The organism is Chamaesiphon polymorphus CCALA 037 (assembly GCF_003003845.1).
Lineage (GTDB): Bacteria > Cyanobacteriota > Cyanobacteriia > Cyanobacteriales > Chamaesiphonaceae > Chamaesiphon > Chamaesiphon polymorphus.
The window spans coordinates 1-17,078 of sequence record NZ_PVWO01000074.1 but is presented as its reverse complement, the minus strand read 5'-3'; the positions used below and the strand labels follow the sequence as shown (position 1 = coordinate 17,078).

The following is a 17,078-nucleotide window of genomic DNA, read 5'->3' as shown; positions in this document are numbered from 1 at the left end:
GGCTTTAGGCTTTAGGTTTTAGGCTTTAGGTTTTAGGCTTTAGGCTTTAGGCTTTGGCTTTAGGCTTTAGGCTTTAGGTTTTAGGGTGGATATTTGAATTTCACCCTAACAACCCAGTTATCAATTATCAGTTATCAATTAACAATTATCAATTATCAATTAACTTAGTTCCGATTTTGTTTGAACATGGTGGGCGATTTTAGCTGTAATTCATTCATCGATGCGCTTTCTGATGCCAATGGCAAAGTGACATAAATTTCGATCTCATCGCGAGTGATATCCGACATTAAGAAGATACCATCATAAATCTCGACGATTTTCTTGACAATTTTTAATCCAATCTTCAATTCTGAGTTTTCATCAGCAGATGAATTAAATTGAATTAGCCCAGACATGTCAGATTCTAATGAATTTCCTTGGTTGTTATGACGATTAGATAAGGATAAGTGGAAGGCATTGTCGATAATTTTGCCATTAATTTTTAAATAAGTATCATCTCGATAACGCGTAAATACATATTCTAATAGTTCGCTAAATACCCATTGGGCCAGATCTTCGTGGACGGCCAGTTTTGTGCTTTCAATTTCGTAACTTAAGTTGCTGGGTATTGGTAACTCTGCGAACCGATCGCTCAAGAGCTGCTCGATGATAAATCTAGGAAGCGAGATATCGAGATCGCTGGGAATGGGGGTTTCGACAATAAGTTTGAGATAGAACCAAAATTTCTGAGTCAGAGCGTGTAAGCTATTGACCGATCGCTCGCTGGCCTCTAAAAGCTGGAGTGTAGCAGGCAAACTGAGGCGATCGATGTTCTGCTTGAGATATTCGATATTGTCGGAGATACCATTTAATGGTGAATTAAACTCATTGGGAAATCCAACTGCTAAATCTAAGCGAATTTCATTTAGATCGTTAGCTAAAGAATGAATATTATTTCGCTGAAGCTTGGAAAATGCTTGAATCCGATCGTATTGTTTTTTGATGCGGAGCATGGAGTTGACCCGCGCAGACAGTTCGAGACCATTAACGGGCTTGGGGATAAAGTCGTCGGCACCTGCGGCTAAACAGCGCGCTAAATCTTCTTTGCCAGATAGAGCTGTGACCATAATAATTGGCACGCCCTGCCATTGGGACATAAGCTTGATCCGCTTACATACTTCAAAACCGTTGAGACCAGGCATCATCACATCCAGCAAGATGACATCGGGGTCGAATTTATCTAGCAAGTTAATTGCATCTTCACCGCAATTAGCATAATACAATCGATAAATTTCGCTCGGCAGCAGTGCTTCGATCGTATCAAAGTTATCTGGTTGGTCATCAACGACTAGGATAGAATAGCTACTCATCTGAAATATTTTGTTTGATATATGCTTTAGAGTGCCCATTCCCGAATCCACATTTACGGCAATTTTGCGGGCATTCTAAAAGTAATGCCGATCTGCCGAAACTAAATGCTCGATCCTACCCCGTTCGCTCAGTCCGAAGCATTCTCTGTGTTGACATCGTGGCACATCCTTTGTCAGCCGCTCGTAGTCTCACCCCAAACAATGGCACTCGACGCGATCGCGCTAATGAGCGATTCTCCAGGGGCGCAACTCTGTCAAAGCACTGATGAATTAGATAGTGGCGACCGTGGATGTATCATCATTGTCGAGAACGAACGACCGATCGGGATCTTCACGGCAACAGATGTCGTCAGATCGATCGCCCAAGGACAGGATTTAAAGAACCTAACGATCCATGCGGTGATGAGATCGCCTGTAGTCACGCTGCAACAAGCGCAGAGTGCCGATTTATCGGTGGCAATCGACTTAATCGATCGCCACCGGATTCGATATTTACCGCTCGTTGACGATCGAGATTGTTTGGTAGGAATAGTTACAAGAGATCGGTTGTACCGTCATTTAGCAGCAGTGGACGCAACCGCACCACGATCGCGACAATCGCTCGCTCCAGAGCAGATGCCCTCATGTCTGGAGTCTAGTAACCCACTGGGCGATCGCGATACACTGCTAGCCTTGAGAGAATCGCAGCAATTTCTGCAAACTGTAATTGAGAGCTTCCCACTGGATGTATTTTGGAAGGATCGAGACTCGCGTTATTTAGGTTGCAACCAAAATTTTGCCCGAGCTGCTAATTTGACGCCAGCAGAAATTATTGGCAAAACTGATTACGATCTCCCTTGGGGTGAGGTAGAAGCCGGGGCTTACCGTGCTGACGATCGCCAGACGATCGAATCAGGCATCGCCACATTGGGGATTATCGAAACTCAGAGACAGGTAGACGGTAGCTCGATCTGGTTAGAAACCAACAAAGTGCCCTTGCGCAATCTTCAGGGCGAAACGATCGGGGTACTGGGAACTTATCAAAATATTACCGCTCGCAAACATGCCGAAACGGAGCTAAAACAACTATCCGAGCGGTTGTCATTATCGCTTAAATCTGGTGCCGTCGGCTGTTGGGAGTGGGACATCATTCGCGATCGATTTATTTGGGACGAGCGGATGTACGAACTACATGGGCAGACGAGAACTAACTCCGAATCCGAACAAAGCGATGCCTACGCCACTTGGCTGAAAATTGTCCATCCTGACGATCGGCGTGCCATTCAGAAAGCATTGGCGCAAGCTGTATTACAAACAGCCGAATTTAATGCGGAATTTCGCGTCATCCATCCCGATGGGAGTATCCATCATCTCAAAGCTTATGGTTTGGTAGAGCGCGACGAGCGCGATCGGGCTTGTCGGATGGTAGGGATTAACTTTGATATTAGCGCGGCCAAACATGCCGAACAGCTCCGCCAGCAAACCGAACAAACAACCCGGCAACAAGCCGAGCGCGAATTTCTCTTGCGAGAAATGATGCAACGAATTCGGAAATCTCTAGAGTTACCGATCGTGTTTGACACTGCGGTGCGAGAGATCCGAACCTTTCTAGAAACCGATCGAGTTGGCATTTTTAAATTCGATCCCCAGTGGCACAGTGACGTGGGCGAATTTGTCGCTGAATCTGTCGCTGACGACTTCGTGACGATTATGGGCGCGAAAATTCACGATCCTAATTTTGACGAACAGTTGGCGCATTACTATCAGCAAGGTCGGATCGCTGCTGTCGAAGATATTTATACGGCTGGATTGCTAGATACTCAGGTGCAAATGCTCGCAAACTTTCAGGTGCGGGCAAATTTAGTCTTGCCATTGTTCGACGGTAAGACTTTATGGGGTTTGCTGTGCGTGCATCATTGTCGAGAACCACGAGCTTGGCAAGAGACTGAGATCGACTTTCTCAAACATGTTGGCGAACAGATTGGCATTGCGATCCAACAGGCTACCCTTTATGAAACAGTCCAGTCCGAACTTCAAATTCGCTGGCAGGCAGAAGAGGCGATCGCACACCAACTACGCCAGCAGCAAGCATTAGGGGCGATCGCCCAGCAAATTCGCAATTCTTTGAAAGTCGAAGAAATCCTCGCCACTGCTACCAACAAAGTCCAGGAATTAATGCTGGTCGATCGGGTGACAATTTTCCGCGTTTTTCCCGATCGGCAACTGCGAGCTGTTGAAGAAGTTGTCATCCCCACATATCCGAGTCTGAGGGGACGCAATTGGGCAGACGAACATATCGATAAGGAAGAATATGACTTTTACTTAGCAGGCAACCCCAATGTCGTGGATGATATCGGCCAAGATGTCCGCTCTGTAAGTTTGCAGGAGTATGTAGACGCGATCGGTGTCAAATCCAAAATTGTCGCACCGATTTTGTTACCTGTCGGCGATGCCGACACTCAGAGCGGACTCGAACCCAACGATCGCGTCAGATTGTGGGGGTTGCTGAGCATTCATGCGTGCGGTTGCCAGCGTCACTGGCAAGCTGCCGAAGCGCAATTACTCCAACAAATTGCCGATCAACTAGCGATCGCGATTCAACAGGCAAGTCTGTTCGAGCAATTGCAGACCGAATTAACCGATCGACAGCAAGCTGAAACCCAATTGCGTCAAACCAATCATCAGCTCGCTATCTCTAACCAAGAACTCGCTCGCGCCACCAGGCTCAAGGATGAGTTTTTAGCGAGTATGAGTCACGAACTGCGTACTCCGCTCAATGCCATATTAGGGATGTCTGAAGCCTTACAGATACCAGCCTTTGGCTCTCTCAGCCCACAGCAACAACATTCGATCTCGACGATCGAAAGAAGTGGCAAACACCTCCTGTCGCTAATTAACGACATTCTCGATCTCTCCAAAATCGAAGCAAACAAATTCGTCCTCAACTTGAGTGACGTATCGATCCAATCTTTATGCCAAAATAGTGTCGTATTTATCAAAGAACTCGCCCACAAGCGACAAATTCGCCTAACCACCCAACTGCCAGAATATCTCAAGCAGCTAAATATTCGCGTAGACGATCTGCGCACTCGTCAAATCCTCATCAATTTACTCAGCAACGCAGTCAAATTTACACCTGAAGGGGGCAGTGTGATGCTGGATGTCCGGGTGCTGGACGAGGAGACAGGGAAAGGAAGGGATGGGAGCACCACCGACGATCTTAGTGACTTGAGGACGAGCGAGCGACTTGGTAACGTAACAGCTTCGCGGCAGATCGCGTTCTCGATCGTCGATACTGGCATTGGCATTGCTCCCGAAAATATCCCCAAACTGTTTCAGTCATTCGTCCAAATCGATAGCAGTCTCAATCGCCAATATGCAGGGACGGGATTGGGATTGGCACTAGTCAAGCGGATGGTCGAACTCCATGGTGGCACCGTCACTGTGGAGAGCCAAGTCGATCGGGGTAGTTGTTTTCGAGTGTGTTTGCCTGTCGAGTTGAGTGCAGAAATTGCAGTACCGCCATCTGTGTCGCCAAGTGCTGGCGATCTAGCTCCAGGCTCTCAAGCAATCTCGACAGGGCTAAAGGCATCGATCCTAGTCGTAGAAGATAACGAAGCCAATATGGAGACTATGACAGGCTACCTGCAAAGTCGCGGTTATGAGCTGCTCGGAGCTGGCACTGGTCAACAAGCGATCGAGATGGCTCAGATCCATACTCCTGACGTAATTCTCATGGATATTCAGATGCCAGATATCGACGGCTTTGAGGCGATCGGTCGCCTGCGCCAGATTCCGGCTTGTGCGGCAATTCCCATCGTGGCTTTAACAGCTTTAGCGATGCCTGCCGATCGCCAAAAATGTCTCGACGCTGGAGCCGATCGCTATGTGAGTAAACCTGTCAGATTAGGTCAACTCGTCTCGACGATCGAAACATTACTGCAAAATAATTAAAAAACTCACAATCTCCCGATCGGTAGATGTTTTTTGGAGCGAACAATGATTTTTCTTAATTTGGTCGAGATTGTAACAATTTCAATTTCAACCACGAGCAACAATTTGTTTTATGAAATTATTTTTGCTGGCATTTATAACTTGTAGCAATTGCTACAAATTTTTTTAATTATTTCTTCAGAATTTAATGAGCGATCGAAAATATCTATCCTTTCTCAAATTACTCATCCGTGTGAATGTGTATCGATCGAGCTAGTTGAAAAATTTTCAGAGCTTGTAATTAGGTTGCTTATTTCTCAAAAAAATAGCTTGAAACAACAGTTACAAGTAATTCGATCGCTTTAATTTGCAGTTTTTATAAATTAATCTTTAAGTACAGGTTTTGTAATAAAAATAACAAATTTACTAATTTTTATATTCCTATGCTAGGATGTGAAAAGTATTTATGCGATCGAGAAATAAAGATTTAATTATCTAAATGTTGGAGCTTGCCATGACCAATTCTAAAGATAAATCTCTAATATCAGAGTCACTTTCTGATGCGGATAACGTTATTATTGACACAGAAGCGTCAGTAAAAAATCAATATTCGATCGAGTATAATCCTCAAGTTGGATTTGACCCAGAACGACTGCTCCCCACACCAACATACGTTGAACTCGGCATCGAAAAATTAACAATTCTGGCAGATACGTTGGGTCTGAATGATAAAATTGTCGAGATCGTGGAAATTTTTCGGGCACTGACGGCATCCTGGAGCGAAAGAAAAGTTGGCGAGACTACTGGATGGACGTCCGATCTCTCGGATGATGGCTCTCCCTTTGAATTTTCGATCGCCTTAGATCCCGATAAAGCAGAATTGCGGGTATTAGTAGAAGCGCAAGGCAGCGCAGCCACCATTGAGTCCCACTGGCAAGCTGGACTCGAACTCAATCAATATTTAGCCGAACACTACAACATCAGCCTCGATCGATTCGAGCAAATTGCCGATTTATTCGTACCGACAAATTCCGCAGCAAAATTCTCGATGTGGCACTCGGCGTGTTTCTATCCCGACAAACCATCGGCCTTTAAACTCTATCTCAACCCCCAATCGCAGCAATCGAGTCGTGCCGCCGCAGTCGTCGAAGAATCCTTAGTCCGACTCGGTTTCACCCACGCTTGGCCGACCCTCGCCGAAACAGCAGCACAACGCGGCCCCGACAAAGACGAATTTGTCTACTTTTCCCTCGATCTGGCCGCACACGAGCGAGCGCGAGTCAAAGTCTACCTCCGCCATCAAGATGCCACCCCAGCCGAACTAGAATCAGCACTGAGCGCAGCTCGTAACTATTTCCCTGGCGACGCGATCGAGTTTTGCCAAGCCATGGCACCAGGCCAAACCGCATTCTCAGCCAAGTCAGCTATTACTGCTTTTGCCTGGGTGGAAGGAGATAATGAAACTCCTTCAGTGGGAACGCTGCATCTACCAATTTCTAACTACGCAACCGACGATCGCGCCGTATGCGATCGGGTCGATTTATACTTTATCGAGCATGGTCTTCCAGTTTCTAAATACCAGTCAGCTATCCAATCATTTGCAACACGTCAATTAGATGCTGGCGTAGGAATGCATTCCTATACTTCTTTACGTAGAGAGAAACAACAAAGAAGAGTTACTCTTTATTTGAATCCAGAATTAAATAGAGTCCGACCTCCTCAGCAACTAGCCACGCAACCAACTAAATCTGTCTCTTCTTTAGAGGACATGGTATGGCACTACGAAGAACATACCGTTGCGCATCATCCTTTCTTGCAACGATTGCAACGAGAGACAGTTAATCCAGCACATATTTGGCTGCTATTTATGAATGTGAGAGAGGGAGTTGTTACTCACTTTACGCGCCTTCTTGCTAATGTTGTGGGTAAAATTGAAGACGAACGGATTCGTTGTATTCTCACAAAGCAATTGAATGAAGAATTAGGCAATGGAAATATCGATCGGGTTCATCGAAAACTTTTCGATCGATTGCTTGCGGGAATCGAACCTTGGCAAATGGAGAATTTCAGCGAGGAAATGTTAACTCCTGGCAAAGAATATAGCCAAAGCTTAACAGATATTTACTTTAACTCCAATGCATATGTTGGAGTGGGAGCAGCCATATTGATGGAGATTCACGGCAAGCAATTCGATCTCTGCTTGGGACAAGAGTTTCGGAAAACAGATATCGAACTTTCTAAGATCGGATGGCTGACACTTCATGAAGAAGTTGAGATCGATCATGCTGATGAAGCATTGCTACTTTCCCGCTTTGTTGACGACTCAAAAGAGGGCATGGTAGCAGCAAAACAAGGAGCTGAACAGACAAGAGCAGTCTCATGGATATTCCTCAACAATTTGTATCGGCTTTGTTTTACATAAGTCCAAAATAACGATCTTGATGCAAACTTTTGACTTTGAAGCTCTCCGTACACAATTTCCCTTGCTGGAGCAGCGCAACTATTTGGCAACTCATAGCTTAGGAGTACTGCCACAAAAAGCATTTTTGGATATCGAAGCTTATACCCAAAGTCTCTATTTAGGTAGACGAGCATTACCGAGCTGGTTGGAACGATACGAGGAAATGTTTGTATTAATTGAAACACTTCTCAACGCACCAACTGGCTCGATCGCACTCGCACCGAGCGCAACAGCGGCTCAAGCAGCGATTGCCGCTACGATTCAACCTAATGCGAAACGTAATCGCATCATCATTACCGATTTAGACTTTCCCTCTTGTCGCTATCTGTGGAAATCTCAAGTTCATCGAGGATTTGAAATAACTGATATCGCTTCAGTTGATGGGATGCAAATCTCCTCAGCAGACATCATCGCTCAACTTGACGAGCGGGTTGCCATTGTTGCGGTTTCTCTAGTTTCTTATCTCAATAGTGCTCGTCTAGATATTCAACCCATTATTGATGCGGCTCACTCGGTTGGGGCAATTGTAGTTTTAGATGCTTATCAAGCAGTTGGTACAATTCCCCTTGATGTGACTCTATTAAATGTCGATGTGTTAGTTGGCGGGACACACAAATGGCTCTGTGGGGGAATGGGTTTGGCATTTGCCTATGTCCGACCATCATTGGCTGCAAGACTCGATCCTGTATACCCTGGTTGGTTTGCCCACCTAGAGCCTACAACATTTGCCACTAACTTTATACCATCAACGGGAGCACGACGTTTTCAACAGGGTACACCATCGATCGAGCCGATTTATACCTCTCGTGCAGGGCTTCGTTTTGCGATCGATATTGGTATAGAACAAATTCATCAACGCAATATTGAATTGACAACTTATTTGATAGACTGTGCAGATGCTTGCGGGATTCCTGTCAATACCCCAAGATCGCATCACCAACGTGGTGGAACGGTTTGTCTAGGAGTCAATCGTGCCGAAGTTGTGGCACAGGAGCTGGCAGCATTGGGTATTGATGTAGATACACGTTCGAGTCTAGGAATCAGAGTTTCGCCTCATCCTTGCAATACAGAGCAAGATTGTCAGCAACTGATTGAGGCGGTTGCCAACCTGGAGAGCAAGGTACTGGTGTAAATTGGTCTATCTAATCGTGCTACCAAAAAACATCGAAACACGATCTAGATTACAGCTAGTCCCCAAATCAGTTCGTAAAATGTAAATATAAGATGGCAGATCGATCTAATTTTTAATTGCTATAAGCTTCACCCAACATTAGTTTGGAGCTATCGAACTAAATTTTAGATCCAAGCCGTTTTCAATATAGTTGCATATTGGGGACTAGGATAATGAAGACGATCGTGCGCTTGTCAGGTTATCGAATTACCGAAGAAATTTATGCAGGCAATCGTACCCTGCTCTATCGAGGAGTTAGAGAGTCCGATTCATATCCAGTCACCATTAAACTGCTAAAAAATAAATTTCCCAGCTTCGAGCGACTGATGCAGTTTCGGAATCAGTACGACATTGGCAAAGATCTAGATCTGCCCAATGTCATCAAAACGCTGGCACTAGAACCCTACCAAAATTCTTATGCTCTGATCTTAGAGGATTGCGGTAGTATCTCACTTCGCTCTTATTTAGAACGAGTGGGAGCTTTGGGAGACGAACCGCAAAAATTAGTTGCCTTTCTCCAGATTGCCATTCAAATCGCCGACGCACTAGAGGGATTGTACTGTCAGCGGGTCATTCATAAAGATATCAAACCTGCCAATATCCTGATCCACCCAGAGACTCAGCACGTTAAACTGATCGACTTTAGTCTCTCGTCGCTGTTGACCAAAGAAACTCAACAGATCGAACATGCCAATATGTTAGCCGGGACACTAGCCTATATGTCTCCCGAACAAACCGGACGCATGAATCGCGGGATCGACTATCGCAGCGATTTTTATACATTGGGTGTCACCTGTTACGAATTATTGACAGGGCAATTGCCATTTATTTCCAACGATCCGATGGAATTGGTACACAGCCATATTGCCAAGTCAGCAGTGCCAGTCCATCAGATCTTGCCGCAGATTCCCTTGCCGATCTCGCAGTTGGTTAGCAAGTTGATGTCCAAGAATGCAGAAGATCGCTATCAAAATGCGTTAGGACTCAGACACGATCTAGAGATTTGTTTAGCTCAATTGCAAGATACGGGCAAGATCGAACTATTTAGTTTGGGAGAGCGCGATCCGAGCGATCGCTTTACGATTCCCGAAACATTGTACGGGCGCGAGCCAGAAGTTGCCGTACTTCTGAATGCTTTTGAACGAGCCAGCAAGGGTATTACCGAAATGGTCTTAGTTGCTGGCTCGTCTGGTGTCGGTAAAACTGTAGTCATTCAAGAAGTTCACAGACCGATCGTCCGTCAGCGCAGCTACTTTATTAAAGGTAAATACGACCAATTTGGGCGTAACATCCCATTTTCAGCTTTTGGGCAAGCCTTGGGCGGTTTGATGCGCAACTTGCTGTGCGAATCCGATGCCCAACTTAACACATGGAAAACCGATATCCTGAATATTGTGGGCGAGCATGGGCAGGTATTAATCGATATCATTCCCGAATTAGAACGCATTATCGGCAAGCAACTTCCCGCTCCAGAATTAACTGGGAGTGCCGCACAACAGCGATTTAATCTGCTGATGCAAAAATTCGTGCGGCTGTTTGCTACAGCCGCACATCCACTGGTGTTATTCCTGGACGATCTGCAATGGGCAGATTTAGCATCGCTCAATTTACTGCAATTATTAATGCAGGATACTGGTTATTTACTAGTATTGGGAGCTTATCGAGACAATGAAGTCTCACCCATTCATCCAACGCTCTTAGCGATCGAGGAGATTGAAAAAACTGGCATCAAAGTCGATACGATTAGATTAGAATCTCTTACTCTAGCAGGTTTAAACCAGTTAGTTGCAGGTGCCTTAAATTGTAGCCCGCTCCACGCCCAACCCCTAGCTGAATTGGTAGCTCTAAAAACTCAAGGTAATCCCTTTTTTGCTACGCAATTTCTTAAATCGTTATATGAAGATGGACTGATTACATTCGATCGGGTCAGTCATAATAGCGATGTCGGCGGCTGGAGTTGCGATGTTGCCAAAGTTAAAGCCTTGGCTGTCACCGATGATGTGGTTGAGTTTATGGCATTACAATTGCAGAAATTGCCGACCTCAACTCAAGCGGCAATGGCTTTAGCCGCATGTATCGGATCGCAATTCGATCTCGATACCTTAGCAATCGTCTTGGAGCGATCTCCAGCAGAGACAGCCGCAATTTTATGGGAAGGATTGCAAGACAACTTACTAATTCCGACAACAGAAGTCTACAAATTTTTCACCAGCTCCGATCCTCAGTCGGGATCGAATATCGCAGCCAATGCATGTTATCGATTCTTACACGATCGCGTTCAACAAGCAGCTTATTCGCTCATTCCTGTCGATCGCAAACAAGCAACTCATCTCAAAATTGGTCAATTACTTTATCAAAAGTCTGCCGAGATTACTAGAGCAGAAAAGCTATTTGATATTGTCGGTCATTTTAATCTAGCCCAAACACTAATTACGCAGCCAAATCAAAGAGTATCTCTAGCTAAACTTAATCTGACTGCGGGCAAAAAAGCTAGAGCTGCTACGGCTTATGCTGCGGCAAATACTTATTTAGAATCGGGTATTGCACTCCTACCGAGCGACTGTTGGGAAACTCAGTATCAATTGACACTGGATCTGCACGTTGCGGCTGCTGAAGCTGCTTATTTGGAAGGCAATTTGGAGGGGATGGAAGAGTTTGCTAGTACAGTCTTGCGATCGGCACAGACTATTTTGGATAAAGTTGCAATCTACAGCATCCAAATTGCAGCACTTACCGCCAATGGAAAAATGGTAGAAGCAATCTCTGTGGGTATAGAGGTTCTAGGAAAATTAGGGATCGACTTTCCCACCACACCCGATCGAGCTAATATCGATGGCGCATTACAAGCTGTTGCTAGCCAACTTCAATCTAGACCTATTGAAGATCTTTTAGACTTACCAGAGATCGAAGATCTTCAGATGCAAGCAGCTATTAAGCTCTTAGCAGATTTAGGTAAAACTATCGTCCTTGGTATGCCTGGTTTATTACCAATTCTCAGTTCTAAGATGGTTACTCTATCATTTAGTTTTGGAAACGATCCTGCCTCATTATCAGGATATGTATACCATGGCATGGTACTAAGTGCCATCTTCGATGATGTAGAAACTGGTTATAGTTTTGGTAAGTTGGCAACAAATTTGCTAGAGCAGCAAAAGACAACGGAATTCAACAGCACAGTTTCATTTTTATTTGCAGCCTGGATTCAGCATCGCCGCGAAACTATTCGATCGTGTCTGCCAACATTGAAAAATTGTTATACAACTTTCATGGAGGCTGGTGACTTTCTCAGTGCGGGGTATAGTATTGCTATTTACTTCGAGTCAGCTTTTCTCTCAGGGGTCGAACTGATGAGTTGGAATCTGGAAATATCTGCTTATAGTAATGCTTTAGCTAAGGTCAAACAATATTCTGCACAGACTTTTTTAGAGTTGAAGCGTCAAGTAGCACAGAATTTAATGGAAGGAGTGGATCGGCCAGATTGCTTGATCGGAGATGCATATGATGAGACAGTCATGCTCTCCAAGCATCAACGAGACAATGAATTTAGCGCACTCGCTGCTGTGTATGGGTACAAACAGATCCTGGCTTATTTGTTTGGCAATTATCATGCTGCCATGGACTATACCAACCAAGGGCAACAATATTTACTGGGGGTAGCCGGAATGGTGACTATTCCCACATTCCATTTATTTGCAGCACTGACGCACTTAGCATTATATCCAGAACAGTCGGAATTAGAGCGGGCTGAAACAATTGCCCAAGTCGAAATTCATCAAGGGACGATCGATCTGTGGGCGCAAAATGCACCGATGAATTATCTGCACAAATGGGATTTAATTGAAGCCGAAAAACAACGGATTTTAGGTAATAAAGCTGGGGCGATCGAGTATTACGATCGAGCTATTGCTGGGGCGAAAGAACATCAATTCATTCATGAAGAAGCACTGTCAAATGAATTAGCGGGTAAATTTTATCTAAACTGGGGTAAAGAGAAATTAGCTCAATCTTACCTAATGGAAGCTTACTACTGCTATGGGCGGTGGGGAGCTAAAGCTAAAGTCGAGCAATTAAAAACGCTGTATCCTCACCTGCTTGCGTCAATTACGAACCAAGAGTCTATCGAGGTTGTCGAACCTGAAGTGACTGACATTACTAATTCAGTAATGTGTAACTCCACATTTTTAGATTTGGAGAGTTTGCTCAGAGCTTCGCGGAGTATTTCACAAGAAGTAAAACTCGATCGACTCATCGCCAATCTGTTAGAAAACGTCATTGCTAATGCTGGTGCTGATAAATGTGTATTATTGCTCAAAACAGAAGATAGTTTACAAGTAGTCGCCAAAGTCAAACAGGGGCATAAAGCGCAGTTATTATCGCCGTTGGTATTCGAGCAAAGTAGCGATGTGGCAATTAGTTTGGTAAATCAGGTCGAACATAGTTTGGAGTCAATTCTATTGACAGATGCTCACCAGTTGTCGGAGTACGGTGGAGATAATTACCTTCAGCAGTATCAACCAAAAAGTGTATTGTGTAGTCCGATTCTCGATCGAGGCGATCTGGTTGGCATCTTATATTTAGAAAATCAGGTTGCGGTCGATCCGTTTACACCAACTCGATTAGAAACACTCGAAATCCTCATCGCTCAAGCGGCAATCTCGATCGAGAATGCCAAGCTCTATAGTCGATTGGAAGCCTCTGTCGTCGAACTCGAACAAAAGGTGGAAAAACGCACCAGCCAGTTGAAAACGGCAAAAGAAGCAGCCGAAGAAGCCAATCGATCGAAGACAATGTTCTTCAACAACATGAGTCACGAACTGCGCACGCCGCTCAATGCTGTTTTAGGGATGTCGGAGGGTTTGATCGAACAAGTTTATGGTACGCTCAACCAGAAACAATTACGGTGCATTCAGGTAATTGAGAAGAGTGGCAATCATCTACTGACATTGATCGATGATATTCTCGATATGGCCAAAATGGAAGCTGGAAAGCTCCAAATATATTGCCAACCAACGGATATCGATCGACTTTGCCAGGATAGTTTATCGTTTGTCAAACCTCAAGCTGATAAAAAACAAATTCAACTAACAGTAAATATCCCCCCACATTTACCCGATGTGGAGATCGACGAACGTCGGATGCGCCAGGTTTTAATTAATTTGCTCAGTAATGCAGTCAAATTCACACCTGAAAATGGTCGTGTCAGTATAGATGTGGCCTATTTTGCCTCAACTGACGGGGCTATCGCTGGGCTGCAACTTGCCGTCAGCGATACTGGAATCGGCATCGCAACCGAACATCTGGATAAATTATTTCAGCCTTTCGTTCAGATCGACAGTAATTTCAACCGCCAAGCTCAGGGTACGGGTTTGGGGCTAAATCTGGTGCGCCAGATCGTCAAGTTGCATGGGGGAAAAGTGAGTGTCACCAGTGAAGTTAATGTTGGTAGTCGGTTTACGATCGATCTACCTTGTGGCAATCTGGCATCGCTCGTACCATTAGATCCCAATTGTCATGCTGAGGATCGATTGCCATTTGCTAATAGTAGTGCGATCGATGAGCGAGTGGCGTTGGATCGACAGTTGGCATTAGCCGCAAATCCTCGTCCGCCCAAAAGAGCAGCACAGATCTTAATCGTCGATGACGATAGAGATACAATGGCAACACTCTCCGAATATTTAGAAGCCAAAGGTTACAACATTATCGTGGCAGAAAATGGTCGAGAGGCGATCGAACAAGCGAAATTGCACCATCCTGAAGCGATTTTGATGGATATTCAAATGCCAGTTTTGGATGGCTTGTCAGCGATCTCACAACTACGTAGCGATCCTGAATTTGCCAAGCTACCAATTTTTGCACTAACTGCTACCAAAATGGCTGGAGATCGAGAACGCTGTTTGGCAGCGGGAGCGAGTAAATATCTCTCTAAACCGATCGCGCTCCAGATGTTAGCAGCTACACTTAAAGAAGTAGTATGAGATGATTGAAAGATGTCGAAGTCTCGATCGAGATTGCGGGACTAATGTCTCTGCCAGATCGCGGAGTTTGGCAATCCGATCGATCCATCGCGCACTCGATCTGACGGATTGTACTTTAATAGATACCGCTGTCGATCTGTTACCACAGAAGATCTCTGAGGGTTTAGTCGTGCAATTTTGGGGCGCACTCCGAAGTTAATCATCAGATACTCTAGATCGATTTAATGAGATCGCAATCGCGACATCAAATTTGCGATCTAAGTCATTAAACTTTGCTTCTAATCGATCGATTCGCGCCTCCAATAGCTCGAATCGACGATTCATTCGCTCTTCAATTTTGTCAATTCTTGCATTTACACGATCGATCGGTAAGCTGACTTCTGTGCTGGTCAACTGAGTTTCTTCGAGCCTAGTTAGCCGTCTGACTAAGATGCGGATCTGTCGTTCTAGAAAGCAGTCTCGATCGCTAGATTCATTGGCTGGCATCATAAGATTACATATTGAGTTGGTATTTTATGGCTCCTCGCTAGCCGATGTTAGCGAGGATAATTTTATTTTACGAGTATTTCTACTTTCTACCTCAATTGCAGATCGATCGGATCGGAAAATGACAAATACGCGATCGTTTATACATTTTCTTAATAAAAAATCTGGTCTCTCTAATATTAGGAAATATCCCCGACTTCTTCAAGAAGTCGGGGATATAGCCGTGACTGTAACGCAAAAATTCTAAAATTCAATACCAGGTTGTGCTTTGACGCCTTGCTCCCGAAACGGGTGCTTAATCATCGTCATTTCGGTAACCAGATCGGCAACGTCGATCAAACTTTGGGGCGCGCCTCTACCAGTCAAAATCACATGCGATAGTTCGGGCTTTTGTGCCAATCCCGCAATAACGACTTCTGGACTGAGATAGCCCAATTTAAGAGCGATATTGACCTCATCTAATAATACTAATTGATAGCTCGGATCGACAATATAACTTAATGCCTGCTCCCAAGCCCGTTCGGCGGTAGCAATATCTCGATCGCGATCTTGAGTATCCCAAGTAAAACCTTCACCCATCGCCTGGAACACTAATTGGTCGCCAAACCGCTCTAAAATCGCTTTCTCGGCTGGTTCCCACGCACCTTTGATAAATTGGACTATCGCGACTCGATAGCCGTGCCCGAGCGATCTGAGTACCATTCCCAGCGCGGCGGTGGTTTTCCCTTTCCCCGTCCCGGTATTGACGATAATCAAGCCTTTTTTGTCGATCGATTTCTCGATCCGCTCGGCTTGCACCTGTTGCCGACGCTGCATTTTTTGTTTGTATTGTTCGTCTGTCAGACTTAGATCTGTCATCGAGTGAAAGTGGTAAGTAGTGGATAGTGGATAGTGGATAGTGGATAGTGGTTGAAAGTGTACATATAATTGTTGTAACTTTCGGTATGTGGATTTTTAAGATCGTATATTTTTGCTGCTTAATGTGGGGGGAGCGATTTTTTATACCATGTTACCAAATTAAGCTGGTAACATTTCTGTAAGAAGTAATCGCGATTCACTGTCCACTATCCACTATCCACTAATTAACTTTGCCATCTGGACGCACGCACGATCGAGTTACGTTGTGGAGTTTGCCACTAATTGCAGGCGGGACGTTGTATGCAACAGCCCGTGCCGATTTGGCATTTTGGGTATCGGGGGGATTCTTATTTAGTGGCTTGATTTTTGGGCCAGATTTAGATTTGTACTCCTTTCATTACAAACGCTGGGGCATATTGCGGTGGTTGTGGCGACCGTATCAGCAAGCCATCAAACATCGATCGATCTGGTCGCATGGCCCAATTATTGGCACGATCGGACGGATTTTTTATTTGAGTTTATGGTTGAGTTTAGTCGGTTTATTTTATATCGGAATAGCTCGATTAGCAGGGGCTACGACCTATACCGGACAGCAGTTAATCGCGATCGTCCGACACTCGATCGAGCTGCATTTTCCAGTCTATATAGCTCTATTTTGTGGCTTAGAATTGGGCGCAATGAGTCACTATCTCAGCGATTGGCTGGTATCGACATTCAAGCGATCTTCATCTTTTAAATTAAAGCCCATATCTAAGCAAAAAAAAATGCCCGTTAAACAGGCAAAGAAGTCTAGTACTGAGCGGCACAAATAACCATATGATTAGAAGAGAGCTTTTTGAGAATAAAGTAATATAGCATATGCCAAG

Annotated in this window: 9 protein-coding genes; 6 read left to right on the top strand and 3 right to left on the bottom strand. The window is 44.8% G+C overall.

Annotation, left to right across the window (positions count from 1 at the left end; genetic code table 11):
- Positions 1-164: 164 nt before the first annotated feature.
- The gene (locus tag C7B77_RS08250; RefSeq protein ID WP_106302673.1) at positions 165-1,349 is read right to left on the bottom strand and encodes a response regulator; all 1,185 of its coding nucleotides are present in this window, start codon (positions 1,347-1,349) and stop codon (positions 165-167) included.
- 105 nt (positions 1,350-1,454) lie between these two features.
- Between C7B77_RS08250 and C7B77_RS08245 the strand changes: the two genes are divergently transcribed.
- The 5 genes from C7B77_RS08245 (at position 1,455) to C7B77_RS08225 (ending at position 15,067) form a co-directional block, all read left to right on the top strand.
- Positions 1,455-5,282, top strand: a complete 3,828-nt coding sequence (locus C7B77_RS08245; RefSeq protein ID WP_106302670.1) for a GAF domain-containing protein — start codon at positions 1,455-1,457, stop codon at positions 5,280-5,282.
- A gap of 493 nt (positions 5,283-5,775) precedes the next feature.
- On the top strand, positions 5,776-7,683 hold the full coding sequence (locus C7B77_RS08240) for an iron-containing redox enzyme family protein (protein WP_181243767.1): 1,908 nt from the start codon (positions 5,776-5,778) through the stop codon (positions 7,681-7,683).
- Positions 7,684-7,702: 19 nt separating this feature from the next.
- Positions 7,703-8,854: an aminotransferase class V-fold PLP-dependent enzyme gene (locus tag C7B77_RS08235; protein WP_106302664.1), complete on the top strand. Its 1,152-nt coding sequence runs from the start codon at positions 7,703-7,705 to the stop codon at positions 8,852-8,854.
- 212 nt (positions 8,855-9,066) lie between these two features.
- Positions 9,067-14,868 (top strand): ATP-binding response regulator, encoded by a 5,802-nt coding sequence (locus tag C7B77_RS08230; RefSeq protein ID WP_245894115.1) that lies wholly within the window; start codon positions 9,067-9,069, stop codon positions 14,866-14,868.
- Position 14,869: 1 nt separating this feature from the next.
- Positions 14,870-15,067 (top strand): hypothetical protein, encoded by a 198-nt coding sequence (locus tag C7B77_RS08225; protein WP_106302661.1) that lies wholly within the window; start codon positions 14,870-14,872, stop codon positions 15,065-15,067.
- On the opposite strand, the gene C7B77_RS08220 is transcribed toward C7B77_RS08225, so the two are convergent.
- Both C7B77_RS08220 and cobO read right to left on the bottom strand, forming a co-directional pair.
- Positions 15,064-15,357 carry a hypothetical protein gene (locus C7B77_RS08220; RefSeq protein ID WP_146138235.1) on the bottom strand — a complete coding sequence of 98 codons (294 nt, stop codon included), beginning with the start codon at positions 15,355-15,357 and terminating at the stop codon, positions 15,064-15,066. The genes C7B77_RS08225 and C7B77_RS08220 overlap by 4 nt on opposite strands.
- 240 nt (positions 15,358-15,597) lie before the next feature.
- Positions 15,598-16,212, bottom strand: coding sequence for a cob(I)yrinic acid a,c-diamide adenosyltransferase (cobO, locus tag C7B77_RS08210; RefSeq protein ID WP_106302653.1), 615 nt, complete (start codon positions 16,210-16,212; stop codon positions 15,598-15,600).
- A gap of 230 nt (positions 16,213-16,442) precedes the next feature.
- On the opposite strand from cobO, the gene C7B77_RS08205 reads away from it, so the two are divergent.
- Complete coding sequence (locus tag C7B77_RS08205) at positions 16,443-17,024, top strand: metal-binding protein (protein WP_106302650.1); 582 nt, start codon at positions 16,443-16,445, stop codon at positions 17,022-17,024.
- Positions 17,025-17,078 lie beyond the last annotated feature (54 nt).

Bases quoted from the DNA above. Each gene is read 5' to 3' on its own strand.
- C7B77_RS08250 (WP_106302673.1), bottom strand. From the start codon at position 1,349: ATGAGTAGCTATTCTATCCTAGTCGTTGATGACCAACCAGATAACTTT.
- C7B77_RS08245 (WP_106302670.1), top strand. From the start codon at position 1,455: ATGCTCGATCCTACCCCGTTCGCTCAGTCCGAAGCATTCTCTGTGTTG.
- C7B77_RS08240 (WP_181243767.1), top strand. From the start codon at position 5,776: ATGACCAATTCTAAAGATAAATCTCTAATATCAGAGTCACTTTCTGAT.
- C7B77_RS08235 (WP_106302664.1), top strand. From the start codon at position 7,703: ATGCAAACTTTTGACTTTGAAGCTCTCCGTACACAATTTCCCTTGCTG.
- C7B77_RS08230 (WP_245894115.1), top strand. From the start codon at position 9,067: ATGAAGACGATCGTGCGCTTGTCAGGTTATCGAATTACCGAAGAAATT.
- C7B77_RS08225 (WP_106302661.1), top strand. From the start codon at position 14,870: ATGATTGAAAGATGTCGAAGTCTCGATCGAGATTGCGGGACTAATGTC.
- C7B77_RS08220 (WP_146138235.1), bottom strand. From the start codon at position 15,357: ATGATGCCAGCCAATGAATCTAGCGATCGAGACTGCTTTCTAGAACGA.
- cobO (WP_106302653.1), bottom strand. From the start codon at position 16,212: ATGACAGATCTAAGTCTGACAGACGAACAATACAAACAAAAAATGCAG.